Annotated in this window: 14 protein-coding genes; 3 read left to right on the top strand and 11 right to left on the bottom strand. The window is 66.5% G+C overall.

Annotated elements, in window-relative coordinates; all coding sequences use genetic code 11:
* Positions 1-354: CDP-alcohol phosphatidyltransferase family protein (locus ACR9ZH_RS17655; protein WP_481292069.1), on the bottom strand; the 354-nt coding region annotated here is incomplete at its 3' end.
* Between the two features lie 156 nt (positions 355-510).
* On the opposite strand from ACR9ZH_RS17655, the gene ACR9ZH_RS17650 reads away from it, so the two are divergent.
* From ACR9ZH_RS17650 to ACR9ZH_RS17640, 3 genes are all read left to right on the top strand, one after another.
* Positions 511-927 (top strand): DUF4124 domain-containing protein, encoded by a 417-nt coding sequence (locus ACR9ZH_RS17650; protein ID WP_481292068.1) that lies wholly within the window; start codon positions 511-513, stop codon positions 925-927.
* A gap of 72 nt (positions 928-999) precedes the next feature.
* Positions 1,000-2,697: a proline--tRNA ligase gene (locus ACR9ZH_RS17645; protein WP_481292067.1), complete on the top strand. Its 1,698-nt coding sequence runs from the start codon at positions 1,000-1,002 to the stop codon at positions 2,695-2,697.
* Positions 2,698-2,864: 167 nt separating this feature from the next.
* Positions 2,865-3,188, top strand: a complete 324-nt coding sequence (locus ACR9ZH_RS17640; protein WP_481292066.1) for an H-NS histone family protein — start codon at positions 2,865-2,867, stop codon at positions 3,186-3,188.
* A gap of 190 nt (positions 3,189-3,378) precedes the next feature.
* On the opposite strand, the gene ACR9ZH_RS17635 is transcribed toward ACR9ZH_RS17640, so the two are convergent.
* From ACR9ZH_RS17635 to ACR9ZH_RS17590, 10 genes are all read right to left on the bottom strand, one after another.
* Positions 3,379-4,662 carry a threonine/serine exporter family protein gene (locus tag ACR9ZH_RS17635; RefSeq protein WP_481292065.1) on the bottom strand — a complete coding sequence of 428 codons (1,284 nt, stop codon included), beginning with the start codon at positions 4,660-4,662 and terminating at the stop codon, positions 3,379-3,381.
* Complete coding sequence (locus ACR9ZH_RS17630; protein WP_481292064.1) at positions 4,655-5,107, bottom strand: NfeD family protein; 453 nt, start codon at positions 5,105-5,107, stop codon at positions 4,655-4,657. The genes ACR9ZH_RS17635 and ACR9ZH_RS17630 overlap by 8 nt, the downstream gene beginning before the upstream one ends.
* Positions 5,108-5,111: 4 nt before the next feature.
* A complete protein-coding gene (locus ACR9ZH_RS17625; RefSeq protein WP_481292063.1) occupies positions 5,112-6,077 on the bottom strand; it encodes an SPFH domain-containing protein in 966 nt (321 codons plus the stop codon).
* Between the two features lie 49 nt (positions 6,078-6,126).
* Positions 6,127-7,515: a sensor histidine kinase gene (locus tag ACR9ZH_RS17620; protein ID WP_481292062.1), complete on the bottom strand. Its 1,389-nt coding sequence runs from the start codon at positions 7,513-7,515 to the stop codon at positions 6,127-6,129.
* A gap of 13 nt (positions 7,516-7,528) precedes the next feature.
* The gene (locus ACR9ZH_RS17615) at positions 7,529-8,863 is read right to left on the bottom strand and encodes a sigma-54-dependent transcriptional regulator (protein WP_481292061.1); all 1,335 of its coding nucleotides are present in this window, start codon (positions 8,861-8,863) and stop codon (positions 7,529-7,531) included.
* Positions 8,864-8,938: 75 nt separating this feature from the next.
* The gene (locus tag ACR9ZH_RS17610; RefSeq protein WP_481292060.1) at positions 8,939-10,159 is read right to left on the bottom strand and encodes an ABC transporter permease; all 1,221 of its coding nucleotides are present in this window, start codon (positions 10,157-10,159) and stop codon (positions 8,939-8,941) included.
* Position 10,160: 1 nt separating this feature from the next.
* Complete coding sequence (locus ACR9ZH_RS17605) at positions 10,161-11,465, bottom strand: ABC transporter permease (protein WP_481292059.1); 1,305 nt, start codon at positions 11,463-11,465, stop codon at positions 10,161-10,163.
* 21 nt (positions 11,466-11,486) lie between these two features.
* Positions 11,487-12,701, bottom strand: a complete 1,215-nt coding sequence (locus tag ACR9ZH_RS17600; protein ID WP_481292058.1) for an ABC transporter permease — start codon at positions 12,699-12,701, stop codon at positions 11,487-11,489.
* Positions 12,702-12,711: 10 nt separating this feature from the next.
* Positions 12,712-14,019 carry an ABC transporter permease gene (locus ACR9ZH_RS17595; protein ID WP_481292057.1) on the bottom strand — a complete coding sequence of 436 codons (1,308 nt, stop codon included), beginning with the start codon at positions 14,017-14,019 and terminating at the stop codon, positions 12,712-12,714.
* 27 nt (positions 14,020-14,046) lie between these two features.
* A partial coding sequence (locus ACR9ZH_RS17590; protein WP_481292056.1) for an ABC transporter ATP-binding protein occupies positions 14,047-14,755 on the bottom strand: 709 nt, incomplete at its 5' end.

The raw sequence follows: 14,755 nt of genomic DNA, 5'->3' as shown, positions 1-14,755 counted from the left end.
GATGAAGGCGGCGGCCCAGCCGATCTTGCCCCACACCGGTCCATAGGCGGCCAGCGAGGACAGCGACCACGTGTACATGACCAGGGCAGGAGCCAGGCCGAAGCTGACCAGGTCGGACAGCGAGTCGTACTGCACGCCGAACTCGCTCTGGGTGTTGGTCAGGCGGGCGACGCGCCCGTCCATGCCATCCAGGATTCCCGCCACGAACACCGCCAGGGCCGCCACGGCGTAATGCCCGCCGATGGCGGACACGATCGCGTAGAAACCGGCGAACATCGCGCCCGTCGTGAACAGGTTCGGAAGCAGGTAGATACCGCGATGACGCGGCGCCCGGACTTGGATCGGATCGCTCATGGGCCATTCCGTGACATGGGCCGTCAGTGTAGCCCAGCCGCCGTGAAGCGTCAGTCCGGCGGCCGGCGAAGAGAACCGCGACCTGTGTCGCTTGCGCGGCCCCGTGGCCGATGATACTTGTTCCCGCCACTCCTTTCCGTCCTCAGGATGGCCCGCATGCGCCGTATCGTCACCCTCGCCGTCCTCCTCGCGGCCTGCCCCCTGGCCTTCGCCCAGGCCTACAAATGGAAGGACGCCCAGGGCGTCACGCACTACTCCGACTCGCCGCCTCCAGCGGGCACGAAGTTCGACAAGGTGAAGACCAGCGGGACGGTCGAGGCCCCGGCAGCCGCCGCCACGCCGCCGGCAAAGACGCCGGAGGCGCCAAAGGCCTCGGCAGCCGCGCCGAACGCCGACACGCCGGAAAACCGCCAGAAGCTCTGCACCACGCTGAAATCGAACATGGAAATCCTGTCGAAGCAGCAACAGGTATCGGTCGACGACGGGAAAGGCGGCCAGGTCCCCCTCGACGACGCCGGCCGCAAGCGCCAGATCGAAACCACGCAAGCCCAGATGACCCTGTACTGCAAATAGGTGCCGCATGGGCTCCGGGCGGTCGGGGAAAACCACCTATAATCCCGCCTTTACCGTCCGGACCGCTCGCCGATGCGCCTCAGCAAGTTCCATCTCGCCACCGTCAAGGAAGTCCCCGCCGACGCGGAGATCGCCAGCCACCAGCTGATGCTGCGCGCCGGCATGATCCGCAAGCTCGCCTCCGGCCTGTATACGTGGACGCCGCTGGGCCTGCGCGTGATGCGCAAGGTCGAGCAGGTAGTCCGCGAAGAAATGGTCCGCGCGGGCGCGGTGGAAATGCTGATGCCGTCCGTGCAGCCGCGCGAGCTGTGGGAAGAGACCGGCCGCTGGGAGAAGTTCGGCGGCCAGCTCCTCAAGATGAAGGACCGCAAGGAGCAGGACTACTGCTACGGCCCCACGCACGAGGAGGTCGTGACCGACTTCGCGCGTAACGAGTTGAAGAGCTACAAGCAGCTTCCGCTCAACGTGTTCCAGATCCAGACCAAGTTCCGCGACGAGATCCGCCCCCGTTTCGGCGTCATGCGCGCGCGCGAATTCCTCATGAAGGACGCCTACTCCTTCCACCTCACGCCGGAGTCGCTGGGCGAAACGTACGAGGTGATGTACGACGCCTACTCGCGCATCTTCACCCGCCTCGGGCTGGAATTCCGCGCGGTGGACGCCGATACGGGCGCCATCGGCGGCAGCGCCAGCCACGAGTTCCAGGTGCTGGCAGACGCGGGCGAAGACGCGCTCGCTTTCTCCGATAACTCGTCCTATGCGGCCAATATCGAAAAAGCCGAGGCCATCGCGCCCGCCGGCGAGCGTCCCGCGCCGACGGCGGCGCTGGTCCGCGTCGACACGCCCACGCAGCGCACGATCGAGGAGGTCAGCGCGTTCCTCGGCATGCCCGCCACCCAGGTCGTGAAGACGATCCTCGTGCGCGGCCGCGAGGGCCTCGTCGCCCTGTGCGTACGTGGCGATCACGAGATCAACGAAGTGAAGGTCGCCCATCTCGCCGAGATGCCGGACGAATCCGAGCTGGCGACCGAAGCGGAAATCCTCGCCGCCACCGGCACGCGCCCCGGTTTCATCGGCCCCGTCGGCCTGCCCGAGTCGATCCCCGTGATCGTCGATCGCAGCGCCGCGGTGCTTGCCGACTTCGTCTGCGGCGGCAACCAGGACGGCACGCATTACACCGGCGCGAACTGGCAGCGCGACGCGCGGATCAGCCGCGTGGCGGATATCCGCAAGGTCGTGGAGGGCGATGCGTCGCCCGACGGCAAGGGCACGATCCGCCTCGGCCGCGGTATCGAGGTGGGCCACATCTTCCAGCTCGGCCAGAAGTATGCCGAGGCCATGGGCGCGGGCGTGCTAGACGACCAGGGCAAGATGCGCACGATGTACATGGGCTGCTACGGCATCGGCGTCAGCCGCATCGTCGCCGCTGCCATCGAACAGCGCCACGACGAGGCCGGCATCATCTGGCCCGAAGCCATGGCGCCCTGGCGCGTTGCCGTGTGCGTCATCAACCCGAAGAACGATGCGGCGGTGACGGAAGCGGCCGAATCGCTGTACCAGGCGTTGTCGCAGGCAGGTATCGACAGCGTGCTCGACGATCGCGGCCTGCGTCCCGGCCCGATGTTCGCGGACATGGAGCTGATCGGCATTCCGCATCGCGTCGTGGTGAGCGGCCGCGGCCTCGAGGCCGGCACGTTCGAATATCGTGCCCGCACGGACGCCGAAGCGCGCAATGTCACCCGTGAGGAGCTCTTCGCGCTGTTGGGTTGAGTTTTATCGACATGAGCACGCTCGCCGCTTCCCGTCGCTGGCGCGACGTGAAATGTCGGGAAAACCTGATAACCGTGTCAGAGTTACCCATAACCGCCAAACGCGCTGACATCCATTCATGAGTTGGGTCACAATCTCGTTTCGCTGAAACGAACCGGAGAATGCCAATGGCAGTCGATATCAAGAATCTCAACCATAATCAGCTGACCGAGCTGATTTCCAAGGCACAGACCCGGCAGAACGAACTGCGCAAGGAGAAGGTTTCCAAGCTCCGCGAGAAGATCAACGCGCTGATCAAGGCCGAAGGCTTCACCTTCGACGACGTATTCGGTAGCCGCGCGCCGAAGGGCCGCCGCACTGGCGCGACGGTCGCCGTCAAGTACCGCAACCCCGCCAATGCCGAGCAGACCTGGTCCGGCCGGGGCAAGCGCCCGAACTGGTTCAATGAAGCGCTGAAGGCCGGAAAGAAAGAGAAAGACCTGCTGGCCTGACCGAATTCTGACGGAGATGCCATTTCGGTGGGAGATCCTATGTTTTCCCACAAGTGGCTGGGCTCCGTGTGGGAGCCGCTTCAGCGGCGATGGGTGCTCGCGGCAGCCTGGCCCGCTGCCGCGGCATCGCCGGCATAGCCGGTTCCCACAGGACTCAGTGACGCCGGAGCCTTGCTTTCACAGGCCTCCCTCAAAGCGAACGGCGCGGGGCGACGATGAGGTCGCCGAACAATAATCCGGCGACCAGCGACACCAGCAAGGTGATACCCAGCAATCCGGTGTCCATGCCCAGCGACGCATCGCGATCCAGCAGGTACGACACGCTGCGGAAACTCACCGAGCCGGGCACCAGCAGAATGATGCCCGGCTCGCGTACCACCGCTCCCGGCATCTGCGCGTAACGGGCGTAGATATTGCTCAACGAGCCGAGCAGCAGGCCGCCGACGAACACGCCGAAGGGCGCGCCCGGAAGCGATCCGGAAATGCTGCCGCCCCAGGTCGTGGCCAGATAGCCGACGATGACCGAAGCCATCACCACCAGCCATGTGCTTCGCGCCGCGCGGAACAGGATGGCGAAGGAGAAGGCGCCCAGGATCAGCGACGGCCAGTCGGCCCAGGCCGGCAATGGCGGCAGCGAATAATTGCGCGGGACGATGCCGAAGGCTTCGCACAGCTGGCTCGCCGCCACCGTGCCGAACGTTAGCTTGAGCAGTGTGGCCACCGCGCCGCCCATGCGCGCGACGCCCGAAACCAGGTGCTGGCTCGAAATCTCGCGCACGGCAGTGGTGAGCGCCATGCCGGGCAGCAGCACGATCAGGCTGCCGAGGATCACCGACTTCAACGCCAGCGGCACGATGTAGGCGCTGACGACGGTAGCGATGATGGTGGCCACCATGGCGCTGATGGCCTCGCTCGCCGCGCCGAGTCGCGGACGCCCGCTGGAGGCGATGGTGATGAGGCCGATGATCACGCCGATCACACCGGCGGTGACGAGATCGGGCCAGGCGCTGTGCAGCAGCAGCGCCACGACGCTGGCCGCACACAGGCCATAACTGGCGATGACGCCCAGCTGGGCACGGAAGGTGTCGGGCGCGCCCAGCTTGCGCAGCAAATGGAAGCCTTCGCGCAGCTCCATCTGGCCGTCGATCACGGCATCGGCGATACGGTCCGCTTCGCACAGGCGCGCGAGGTTCACGTCGCCCGGCGGCAGGCGCATCACCTGGGTGACCTGCGCGACGCTCTCCTCGCCCTGCCCCAGGTCGGCAAAGGAAACGATGATCGCCGTAGGGCTGGACCAGACCTCCGCCGTGAGGCCGAGCCGCTGCGCGGAGCGGCCGATGGCGGTTTCGAGGCGGGGCGCGGTGGTGCCGTACTGGTGCAGCCGGCGAGCCAGCTCGGTGAGGAAGGCGATCCGGGTATTGATCGCCGTGGTGGCGAAGCTCACCGGCACCCTCAACGGCGTGGTTTCAGCCAACGTCCACCGCCTTCACGCGCAGGGTCGTGCCTTCGATGCCGACCACTTCCACGGTCGCGCCCAGCGGAAGCTCCGGACCGGTGACGAGCCACGCGCCGTCGCCCACTTTCGCCTTGCCGCGGCCATTGAGGATGGGCTCGCACAGCACGTAGCGCTGTCCGATGAGCTGTTCGCCGCGCCGGTTGAGGCGCTCGTTGCCCGGCGGGACGCGCTCCAGCCGCGGCCGCACCAGCTTCCAGTAGGCGAAGCAGGAAAGGAAGGCGAAGACGGCGAAGACGATGGCCTGGGCCAGGGCGCCGAGATCCGGCACCGCCAGCAGGACGAGGCCCATGGCGGCCGCGGCGATGCCGATCCACAGCATGAAGTAACCGGGAAGGATCACCTCGCCGCCGATGAGCAGCAGCGCGACGATCCACCAGAGGTAATGCGTGGCGACCTGTTCCATGGCGTCAGCGCGGCAGCGGCGGCGTACGGCCACCGGGCGAATTGTCGGACGGCGCGCGCTGCTGCGTGGCCAGCGACTCCTTCGCCAGTTCGGCGATGCCCGCGAGCGATCCGAGGATGCCTGTGGCCTCTATCGGAAGCAGGAGGGTCTTCTGGTTCGGCGACTTGGCCATTTCCTTCAGCGCCTCGACGTAGTTGTTGGCGACGAAGTAGTTCAGCGCATTCACGTCGCCGCTGGCGATGGCCTGCGAGACCATGGTGGTGGCCTTCGCTTCCGCCTCGGCCAGGCGTTCGCGTGCCTCGGCTTCGCGGAACGCGGCCTCCTTCTTGCCTTCGGCTTCGAGGATCGCCGACTGTTTCTCGCCGTCTGCCTTGAGGATGGCCGCCTGGCGGAAACCCTCGGCATCGAGGATGTTCGCGCGCTTCTCGCGTTCGGCCTTCATCTGCCGCGCCATGGCATCGACCAGGTCGCGTGGCGGCGAGATGTCCTTGATCTCGATGCGGGTGACCTTGACGCCCCAGGGATGGGTGGCCTCGTCCACCACGCCGAGCAGCTTGGCGTTGATGGCGTCGCGCTGGCTCAGGCTCTCGTCGAGGTCCATGGAGCCCAGCACGGTACGGATGTTGGTCATGATCAGGGCGAGGGCCGCGGCCTCGAGGTTCGCCACTTCATAGGCGGCCTTGGCCGCATCGAGCACCTGGTAGAACACCACGCCGTCGACGCGGACCACGGCGTTGTCCTTGGTGATGACGTCCTGCGAGGGAACGTCGAGCACCTGCTCCATCATGTTCATCTTGCGGCCGATCGCGTAGACGAACGGGATGAGGAAGTGCAGGCCGGGCGTGAGCGTGCCCGTGTACTTGCCGAACATCTCCACCGTCCATTCGTATCCCTGCGGCACGATGCGGATCAGCTTGGCCAGTACGACGACCACCACAACCACGACAACCAGCGCGACGATGCTTCCCATGACCTGATTTCCCTCTCCCGGTGAGTTCCGGGGAGTATAGGCGAAGCGCTCAGGCCGAACCGGTGGGCAGGACCAGGGTGACTCGCAGGCCGCCGCCGTCGCGGTTTGCCAGTGCGATGCGGCCGCCGTGTGCCTCAGAAATTTCGCGCGCCAGGGCGAGCCCCAACCCCGTGCCCGAACGCTTCGTGGAATAGAACGGCAGGAGTGCCTGGGCCAGCACGGTCTCGCTCATGCCCGGCCCCCGGTCGGCCACTTCGATCAGCATGTCCCGGCCCACGTGGTGCACGGCGAGGGTGACCTCCTCCGGATCGCCGCCGGCCTCGTGCGCATTCTTGATCAGGTTGATCAGTACCTGCTCGACTTGCGTGGGATCGAACCATCCCGGCTGCTCGGGCGGCGCCGACACCAGGCGGAAGCTGGCATGGAGGGCCAGCGCCTCGAGGAAGGCTTTCCAGTCGACCTCCCTGGACTGCGGCGTGGGCAGCTTGGCGAAGCTGGCGTAGCCGGCGATGAAACTGTGCAGGTGCTTCGCCCGATCGCCGATGGAGGCGAAGACGCCGGGCAGGCGCGCGAGGTCGCCGCGGCGCGCCAGCTCGGCGCCGGAATGGGAAAGCGAGGAGATTGGCGCCAGCGAGTTGTTGAGTTCGTGGCTGATGACCCGGATCACGCGCTTCCAGGTATGCACTTCCTGCCGCGAGAGCTCGCGCGTCATCCGCCGGTAGAGCTGCAGGCGGTGCGGCCGGCCCTGCAGGCGAAAACCCCGTTGCGACAGATGGAAGGTTTCCTCGCTTCCGTCCATTTCGACCGAGAACAGCGCATCCTCGCCGCCATTGGCCGCTTCGCGGAGGCTTTCCGGCATGCCCGAGAGGACTTCATGAAAGTCCAGGCCTGCCAGCGCACGCCCCTCGTTGAACAGATGGCGGGCGGCAATGTTGGCGTAGGTGATCTTGCCCGCCGTGTCGGTAAGCACGAGTGCCACCGGCGTGTTCTGCACCACGGTATCCAGGAGCAGTTCGCGCTGGGCGAGGTGCTGGCGCTGGTCGCGCAAGGTCTGGCCCAGCGTGTTGTGCATGCGGATCAGGTCGCCCAGTTCGTCGCGCCGGGAAGTGCCGATGGACATGCTGAAGTCGCCGTCGCGATAGCTTGCCACGGCACTTTCCAGCGCCCGCATGAGCCGGCGCAACGGCTCGACCAGCGCGTGGGCGACCCAGGCCGACAGCGGCACGAGCACGAGGAGGCAGATGACCAGCGCCGTTCCCCCGTCGAAGGCCTGCACCGCCACGTCCGGCAGTTTCCCCGCCTTGTCCGGCACAGCGCGGATCCAGGCCAGCACCTGCGGGAACGGCCAGATGTACACGCCGGCGAACACCAGCGCCCCGACGATCGCAGAGCCGGCGACGACCAGGGTCATCCGTCCTTCGAGGGAGAGGGTCTTCATGGCGCCGAACGTATCAGATCGCCAGTCCGTAGCGCTCCATGCGCCTGTACAGCGCCTGTCGTGAAAGTCCCAAGGTGCTTGCCGCCCGGCTCACCACGCCGCCGGCGGAGGCCAGCGCCGCTTCCACGGATTCGCGGCTTGGTTCGTCCAGGTTGCGGGCGACGCTCGGCGCGGGCGGCGGCAGGTTGAGATGCACCGGTTCAATCCGGCCGTCCGCCGCGAGCAGCGCGGCGCGCGCGATGGCGTTCTTCAGTTCGCGCACGTTGCCCGGCCACGAATGGGCTAGCAAGGCCTCGCGGGCGTCTTCCGTGAGCGTGGCTTTGCCGTCGAGGAAGAATTCGGCCAGCGGCAGGATGTCGTCGCAGCGCTCCGATAGCGGCGGCAGGTTCACGTCGATCACGTTGAGGCGGTAGTAGAGGTCCTCGCGGAACGTGCCCGCGGCGATCATCGCCTTGAGGTCGGCATTGGTGGCGCTGATGACGCGCACTTTCGCGTGGCGCGTGCGGCCCGAGCCCAGCCGCTCGAACTGGCCGGTTTCGAGGACGCGCAGCAGCTTCATCTGACCCGGCAGCGGAAGATTGCCGATCTCGTCGAGGAACAACGTGCCGCCGTCGGCCATCTCGAAGCGGCCTTCGCGTGCCTTGTTCGCTCCGGTGTAGGCACCCGCCTCGGCACCGAACAGTTCGGCTTCGATGAGTTCGCCTGGCAACGCGCCGCAGTTCACCGCCACGAACGGACCGCGACGGACCGCTGAATTGGCGTGGACGATGGCGGCGATGCGTTCCTTGCCCGCGCCGTTCGGGCCGGTGATGAGCACGGGCACGTCCGATCGCGCCACCTGGCAGGCCAGTTCGATCGTGCGGCTCATGGCCTCCGAGGCGAACACCAGCCCGTCGAGTTCATAGCGGCTTTCCAGCGCTTCGCGCCGGCGGCGGCGCTCGACCCGCGCCCGGGTGACTTCGCGCGTGGATTCGGACAGCTCGAGCAGGTTCTCCACCGTCGCCAGCAGCTTGGTGTCGTCCCAGGGCTTGGCGAGGTAATCGGCCGCGCCGGCCTTCACCAGTTCCACGGCGGCCTCGAGATGGGTCCAGGCCGTGAGCAGGATCACCGGCAGGTCGGAATGGCGCGCCCGGATCGCCCTGAACAGCGCCGCGCCTTCCTCTCCCGAAGTGGTGTCGGCGGTGAAGTTCATGTCCTGGATGACCACGTCGACTCTCTCGCGCGCCAGGACCGCGAGTCCGTCTTCGGGCGTGAGGGCTACGAGCGGACGGATATCACGCAGGCTGAGAGCGAGCGAAAGGGCTTCGCCCACCGCGGGGTTGTCGTCGATGATCAGTACGCAGCGCATCTGGTCTCTTCGCATGCAGCCATGGATGCCTCCCCCGGCGAAAAGGTTGCCTCCCCGCCGGCACATTTCTTCATTCTAGCCACGGGTAGCCACCACCGGGGGAACCGAGGCGGCACGCAGGGCCGGAGCGAGGACCGCTAGCTGGCCCAGCAGCCAGAGCACCAGCGCCCCGGCCGGCAGGTATGCCCATGGCAACCGGGGCAGTTCGTATGCCCGCATCAGCAGTGCGTTGACGCCATAGGCCAGCGCCATGCCGAGCACGATGCCCATGCTGGCGAGCAGGAAATTCTCCGTCTGGAAGTAGCGCAGGATGGCCCCCCGCGTCGCTCCCAGGGCGCGGCGCACGCCGATCTGGCGGCGGCGCTGGGCGACCCAGAAGCTCGCCAGCCCCACGATGCCCAGCGCGGTGACGATCAGCAGGGCCACCGACACCGCCGACAACAGCACCGCCATCGCACGATCGGTGGCGAAGTAGCTCCCGCGGATGTCCGTGTACAGCCGCGCCTCCACGACGACCCGCCGCGGATCGACCGCCTTCAGCGCCGCGACGGCGTCCTTCAGTACCCGCGCCGACTCGCCCGGGCGGGCGCGCACGAAGTAGCCACCACCGTAGGCAGGAATCATCCGCCATGGCATCACCACGGTGTTGTTCGCATCGTCGCGCGCCTCCACCTGCGCGGCGGGCAGGCGCTCGAGGATGCCGACGATACGCACCGGCTCGCCGCCGATGACGATTTCCTTCCCCACTGCCGATTCCCCCGGGAATAGCCGTTTCGCCAGGTCGCTCGTCACCATGGCGACGTGGCTGCTCGTCGCCTTTGCCGTCACGAGATCGTCCACCCATGAGAATTCATCGGGGTGGAAACGGCGTCCCGCCACGACGCGCGAGCCGAGCGTCTCCACGAGCGACTCCCCGTAATACATCGCGACATTCATCATGCTTGGAGCATCCGGCGACCTGTCCAGCTTCAGGCCGGAATTCCAGGCGTTCCCGCCGAAGGGCAGGGAATTGCCGACCGCAACCGCCTCGACGCCTGGCACGTTGCGGATCGCCGCGAGGTCGGCCTCCGTCCGGGCGTGGATGTCGCGGCGCGGACCGATATCCGAGACGACGATCCGCATGAGCTGGTCTTCGGCGACGCCGCTGGGAGTCAGCATCCAGCTCACGCGGTCCCCGACCAGGAAGATCGCGTTGCAGACGATCGCGCAGGTCAGCGCGATCTGCAGCACGAGGAGCGTGGCGGTGAGGCGGTGCCGGCGCAATGTCGAAACGATGGGCAGGACGTCGATGAACATGTCACTGGCTCTTCAGTTGCAGCGCCGGCGCGATGCGGCAGGTCCGCCAGGCGGGTATCAGGCCCGCCGCCAGCGCGGCGGCGACCGAAATGACGAAGGTGGCGGCGAGCATGGTGAGGTCGAGGTGCGCGAGCTGGGACGACGCGCCCGGTTGCATGCGCACCATGGCAAGCCCGAGCAACGCGACGCCCAATCCGCCGACGCCGCCGGCCAGTCCGATCACGGCGGCTTCGGTGAGCAGCTGGGCGAAGACGCTGCGCCGCGAGGCGCCCAGCGCCCGCCGCACGCCTACTTCCCCGGCGCGGCGCATGAACTTCGCCAGCATCAGGCCCACCGTGTTGACGAGACAGACCACGAAGAATCCAAGAGCCAGCCAGACCTGCAGCCGCACGTCGCTCGGCACCACGCGCCGCTCGTCGAGGTATTGCATGACGCTGGGCAGCGCCGTCCTTGCCGGCCGCTCGAAACGGCCGAGCGCCACCTGCTCGTGGGCATAGCCGTCCAGGAAGCGGCGGTACGACGCGACGGCCGCCGCATCGTCGAGCTGCACCCAGAACTGCAACCAGAGGCAATTGGCCGTCTCCATGTCCTGCTCGTCCGAAGACTTGTTGCCCCAGCATTCAATGCCGCCGCTGCGCTTGAGCTTCGCGGCCCGCGCGGTTCCCAACGGCACGAAGACCTCCTCGCCCGCGCTGTAGTTGCCGGCATACAGGTCGTAGAAGTGCGGCACGGCGCGCCATGGCGCGAGCACGCCGACGACGCGCAGGTCCGCGCCATCGACATGCAGGGTGCGCCCCACGCTGTTCTCTCCGTGGAACAGGCGTGCGTTGAGGCCGGCGCCGATGACCGCCACCCGCGAACGCCCTTCGTCGTCGGCGGCGTTCCATCCCTGACCGTAGCGGAACGGCAGGCCGAACATCGGAAAGAAATCCGCCGTGGTGTAACGGGCAGGCACGATGAACGGGTCGACCGCCAGGTCGTCCGACTGCACCGGCGTGGCGCCGGCGGTCATCAGCGCCTGCCGCCGGGCACGCCGCGCGTGCAGGAGGTTCATGCCATCCGTCCACGTCACCTGCGTCGGCAGCTCCTCCGGATGGTCGCTGCGGTCCCGGTCGCGCGGATCCAGCTGCGGCATGAAGATCGATCCGCTGCGCCCGGGCAACGGATCGCCGGACAGCACGTGCAACACCGTGAGCGTGGTGATGCTAGCCCCGATGCCGAGCGCCACGGCGAGGATCATGAGCGCCGTGAGCGCCTTGCTCCGCCCCAGGCTGCGCAGGGCGAGTTCCACGTAATAACCGAACATCCGATTCCTCGATGGCTAGCGTCAGACGCTTCGCGTCGCTTCGACGGGGGACACCCGCGAGGCACGCAACGCGGGCGCGAACACCGCCGCCTGGCCGAGGCCGAGCAACACCACCACGCCAAAGAGCACATAGCTGATGGAGAGGCGCTGCATCTCGAACTGGGTGAGCATCCACTGGTTCATGCCCAGCGCCAGCACCACGCCCACCACCACGCCCGCCAGGGCGATCAGGAAGTTCTCGGTCATGAAGTAGGTGAGGATGTCGCTCTTGCGCGCACCGAGGGCACGCCGCACGCCGATCTGCTTGCGCCGCTGTCCCACCCAGAAACTGGACAGGCCCACGATGCCGGCGGCCGTGATTGCGAGCAGCACGCCGCAGACGATGCTCATCAGCACCGCCATGCCGCGGTCGGCCTCGTAGGCCGCGGCGCGAACCATGTCGAAGGTGCGCACGCCCTGCTTCTGAGGCAGCACGCGCATGCGGTTCACGCCGTAGAGCGTGTTTGCGACAGACTTGAACACGGCGTCCTGCTGGCCCGGCTTGGTGCGCAGGATGAAGTGCTGGTAGCTGCTGTCGAACAGCAGGGGCATGATGGTCACGTTGTCCATGAAGTCGGCGTCGATCCAGGGCACCGTCAGCTTTTCGACGATGCCGATGATCGTGGACGGCCGGCCCTTGATGTAATAGACAGTCTTGCCGAGCGCGTTCCCCTCCGGGTAAAGCTTGTCGGCGAACGCCTTGGTCACGATCACCTGCGGCGGTGCCGGTTGCTGGTCGCGCCCGAATGACGTCACCTCGTTGGCCGTGAAATTGCGGCCCGCGACCAGCTTCACGCCTAGCGTGGCCAACGCATGTTCGTCGCCGAAGTAGAGCGCGCTCTGTACACCGTTCTTCGTGGCGTCGGGATCCTTCTGCGCCGTTGTCGACCAGCCACCGCGGCGGAGCGGGTAGGCATTGGTGACATACGCATCTTCCACGCCGGGCATCGAGCGGATGGCCTGGAGGTCCGTCTTCATCAGCGGGAGATAGGTGGAGGGCGAGCCGACGTACAGGTTCTGCACCGCGACGACGTTGGCTTCGTTCATGCCCGTGGCTCGACGCACCCGGTCGACGCGCTCGTGAACGATGAACAGCGCATTGCAAACAATGGCGAGCGTGAGCGCGATCTGCAGGGCGATGAGGATGGTACCTGCCTTGTGCCGGCGGAGCGCTGCCAGGATGGGTCTGATCTGCATGGCGCGGTCCTCAGTTCGACTTAAGCTGCCACGCGGGCTGCACCTGGGCGGCGCGCCACGTGGGATAGAAAGCTGCGATGACCGACGCTGCGATGGCCACCAGCAGCGTAAGCGCCATCAAGGTCGGATCCAGCGTGGCGAGCCGCGCAATCTCTTCGGGAAAGACCATGCCCACGCCAAGCACACCTAGCCCCGTGAGCAACAACCCGAGTACGCCGCCGGCGATGCCTATCGTTCCCGCTTCGATGAGGAACTGCGCATAGATATCCCTGCGCGACGCACCCAAGGCACGGCGCACACCGATTTCGGGCGCACGGCGCAGAAACTTAGCGAGCAGCAGGCCGATCGTGTTGACCAGGCAGATGATCAGAAAGCCCAGCGAGACCAGCAGCGACACCTGCGATTCGCGAGGCACGACTTTCTGCACCGACAGCCAGTCCATCACGGCACGCAGGCGGACGTTCGGCGCCCAGCTGAATCGTCCCGAACGTTGCATTTCGGCGGCATATCCCGTCAGGTAGTCGCGATAGGCCTGCGCATCGGCCTTGGTTGGCAACTCGGTCCACAGGGAAAGCCAGATGCATTCCGAGCGCAGGTAATTTTCCCAGCCCTCGCCCGGATCCTTCACGCAGTTGTTGTTGCCATTGTTCGGCAGCTTCAGGTCCACCGCGCGGGTGAACGGCACGTACACCGAGGCGCCTTCGTCGAAGCCCGACGTATTCGGCACGTCGAAGAACAGGGGCTGCGGTGCCCAGTCTTTGATCACGCCGACGATCCGGAACAGGTGGCCGTCGAGGTTCAGCTGCTTGCCGACGCTGGGACCGCCATTGAACAGCTTGTCGCTCAGGGTCTTGTTGATGACGACTACGTCGGCGTGCTTCTCGTCGTCGTCGAGGCTCCAGCCCCGCCCCTGCAGGAAGGGCACGTCGAACATCGGAAAGAAGTCCGCCCCTGTCGCGTATGCTGCCTGGCGCATGGGCAGCCGCGAAGGATCATCCGGAATGACCGACACGCCAATCGGGTAGGTTGCGGCTTGCCGCTTCGCCTTGTGCGCACGAAGCAGCGCCGTGACATCCTTGTAGCTCAGCGCCGGCGGCGGTTCGCCCTCCTTGGTGTTCTCGGGGCCCCAGTTGTCGATCTGCACGTTGTACAGCACATCGGATTTCTGCGGGATCGGATCGCGGGACGTGGCACGGAAGACCGAATACGTGGTCATCGATGCCGCCACGCCGAAACCGATCGCCATCACCATGAGCGCGGTGAGCATCGGGTTGCGGCGCAGGCTGCGCAGGCCGAGATGAAGGTAATAACTGAACATGGTGCCCCCGAGGGTGGAACGGCGGGATCAGGAATGCGCGGTGTGGGCGTGGGCGTGGAAGCGCGGCTCTTCCGCGAGGTCCACCACCTGGCCGTCGATGACGTGGACGTTGCGCTGAGCGCGGGCGGCCAGTTCCGGATCGTGGGTGACCATGACGATGGTCGCCCCTTCGCGGTGGATCTCTTCCAGCAGTTCCATCACGCCACGCGCCATCTGGGTGTCGAGGTTGCCGGTCGGTTCGTCGGCCAGGAGCAGGCGCGGCGAGCCTGCAAGCGCGCGGGCGATGGCCACGCGCTGCTGCTGACCGCCGGAGAGTTCCGCCGGGTAGTGCTTCGCACGCGAGGCGAGGCCGACACGCTCCAGGGCGTCCATGATCCGCTGCTTGCGCTCGGCCGACTTCATGCCGCGATAGCGCAGCGGCACTTCCACGTTGTCGAACACGTTGAGGTCGGGAATCAGGTTGAAGGCCTGGAAGATGAAGCCGATCTTCTCGTTGCGGATGCGTGAGCGGGCGTTGTCGTCCAGCTGGCTCACCTCCACGCCGTCGAGGTGGTAATGACCGCCGGTGAAGGTTTCCAGCAGGCCGGCGATGGTCAGGAAGGTGGTCTTGCCCGAGCCGGAGGGACCGGTCACGGCGACGAACTCGCCTTCCTTCACGTCGATGTTGAAGTCGCGCAAGGCGTAGGTCTCGACGACTTCCGTGCGGTAGACCTTGGCGAGATGGGTCATCTTGAGC

The sequence above is a fragment of the Luteibacter sp. SVR4-7G genome, assembly GCF_056755555.1.
This window is presented reverse-complemented; position numbering and strand designations above follow the sequence as displayed.

Bases quoted from the DNA above. Each gene is read 5' to 3' on its own strand.
- ACR9ZH_RS17650 (WP_481292068.1), top strand. From the start codon at position 511: ATGCGCCGTATCGTCACCCTCGCCGTCCTCCTCGCGGCCTGCCCCCTG.
- ACR9ZH_RS17645 (WP_481292067.1), top strand. From the start codon at position 1,000: ATGCGCCTCAGCAAGTTCCATCTCGCCACCGTCAAGGAAGTCCCCGCC.
- ACR9ZH_RS17640 (WP_481292066.1), top strand. From the start codon at position 2,865: ATGGCAGTCGATATCAAGAATCTCAACCATAATCAGCTGACCGAGCTG.
- ACR9ZH_RS17630 (WP_481292064.1), bottom strand. From the start codon at position 5,107: ATGGAACAGGTCGCCACGCATTACCTCTGGTGGATCGTCGCGCTGCTG.
- ACR9ZH_RS17625 (WP_481292063.1), bottom strand. From the start codon at position 6,077: ATGGGAAGCATCGTCGCGCTGGTTGTCGTGGTTGTGGTGGTCGTCGTA.
- ACR9ZH_RS17620 (WP_481292062.1), bottom strand. From the start codon at position 7,515: ATGAAGACCCTCTCCCTCGAAGGACGGATGACCCTGGTCGTCGCCGGC.
- ACR9ZH_RS17615 (WP_481292061.1), bottom strand. From the start codon at position 8,863: ATGCGCTGCGTACTGATCATCGACGACAACCCCGCGGTGGGCGAAGCC.
- ACR9ZH_RS17610 (WP_481292060.1), bottom strand. From the start codon at position 10,159: ATGTTCATCGACGTCCTGCCCATCGTTTCGACATTGCGCCGGCACCGC.
- ACR9ZH_RS17605 (WP_481292059.1), bottom strand. From the start codon at position 11,465: ATGTTCGGTTATTACGTGGAACTCGCCCTGCGCAGCCTGGGGCGGAGC.
- ACR9ZH_RS17600 (WP_481292058.1), bottom strand. From the start codon at position 12,701: ATGCAGATCAGACCCATCCTGGCAGCGCTCCGCCGGCACAAGGCAGGT.
- ACR9ZH_RS17595 (WP_481292057.1), bottom strand. From the start codon at position 14,019: ATGTTCAGTTATTACCTTCATCTCGGCCTGCGCAGCCTGCGCCGCAAC.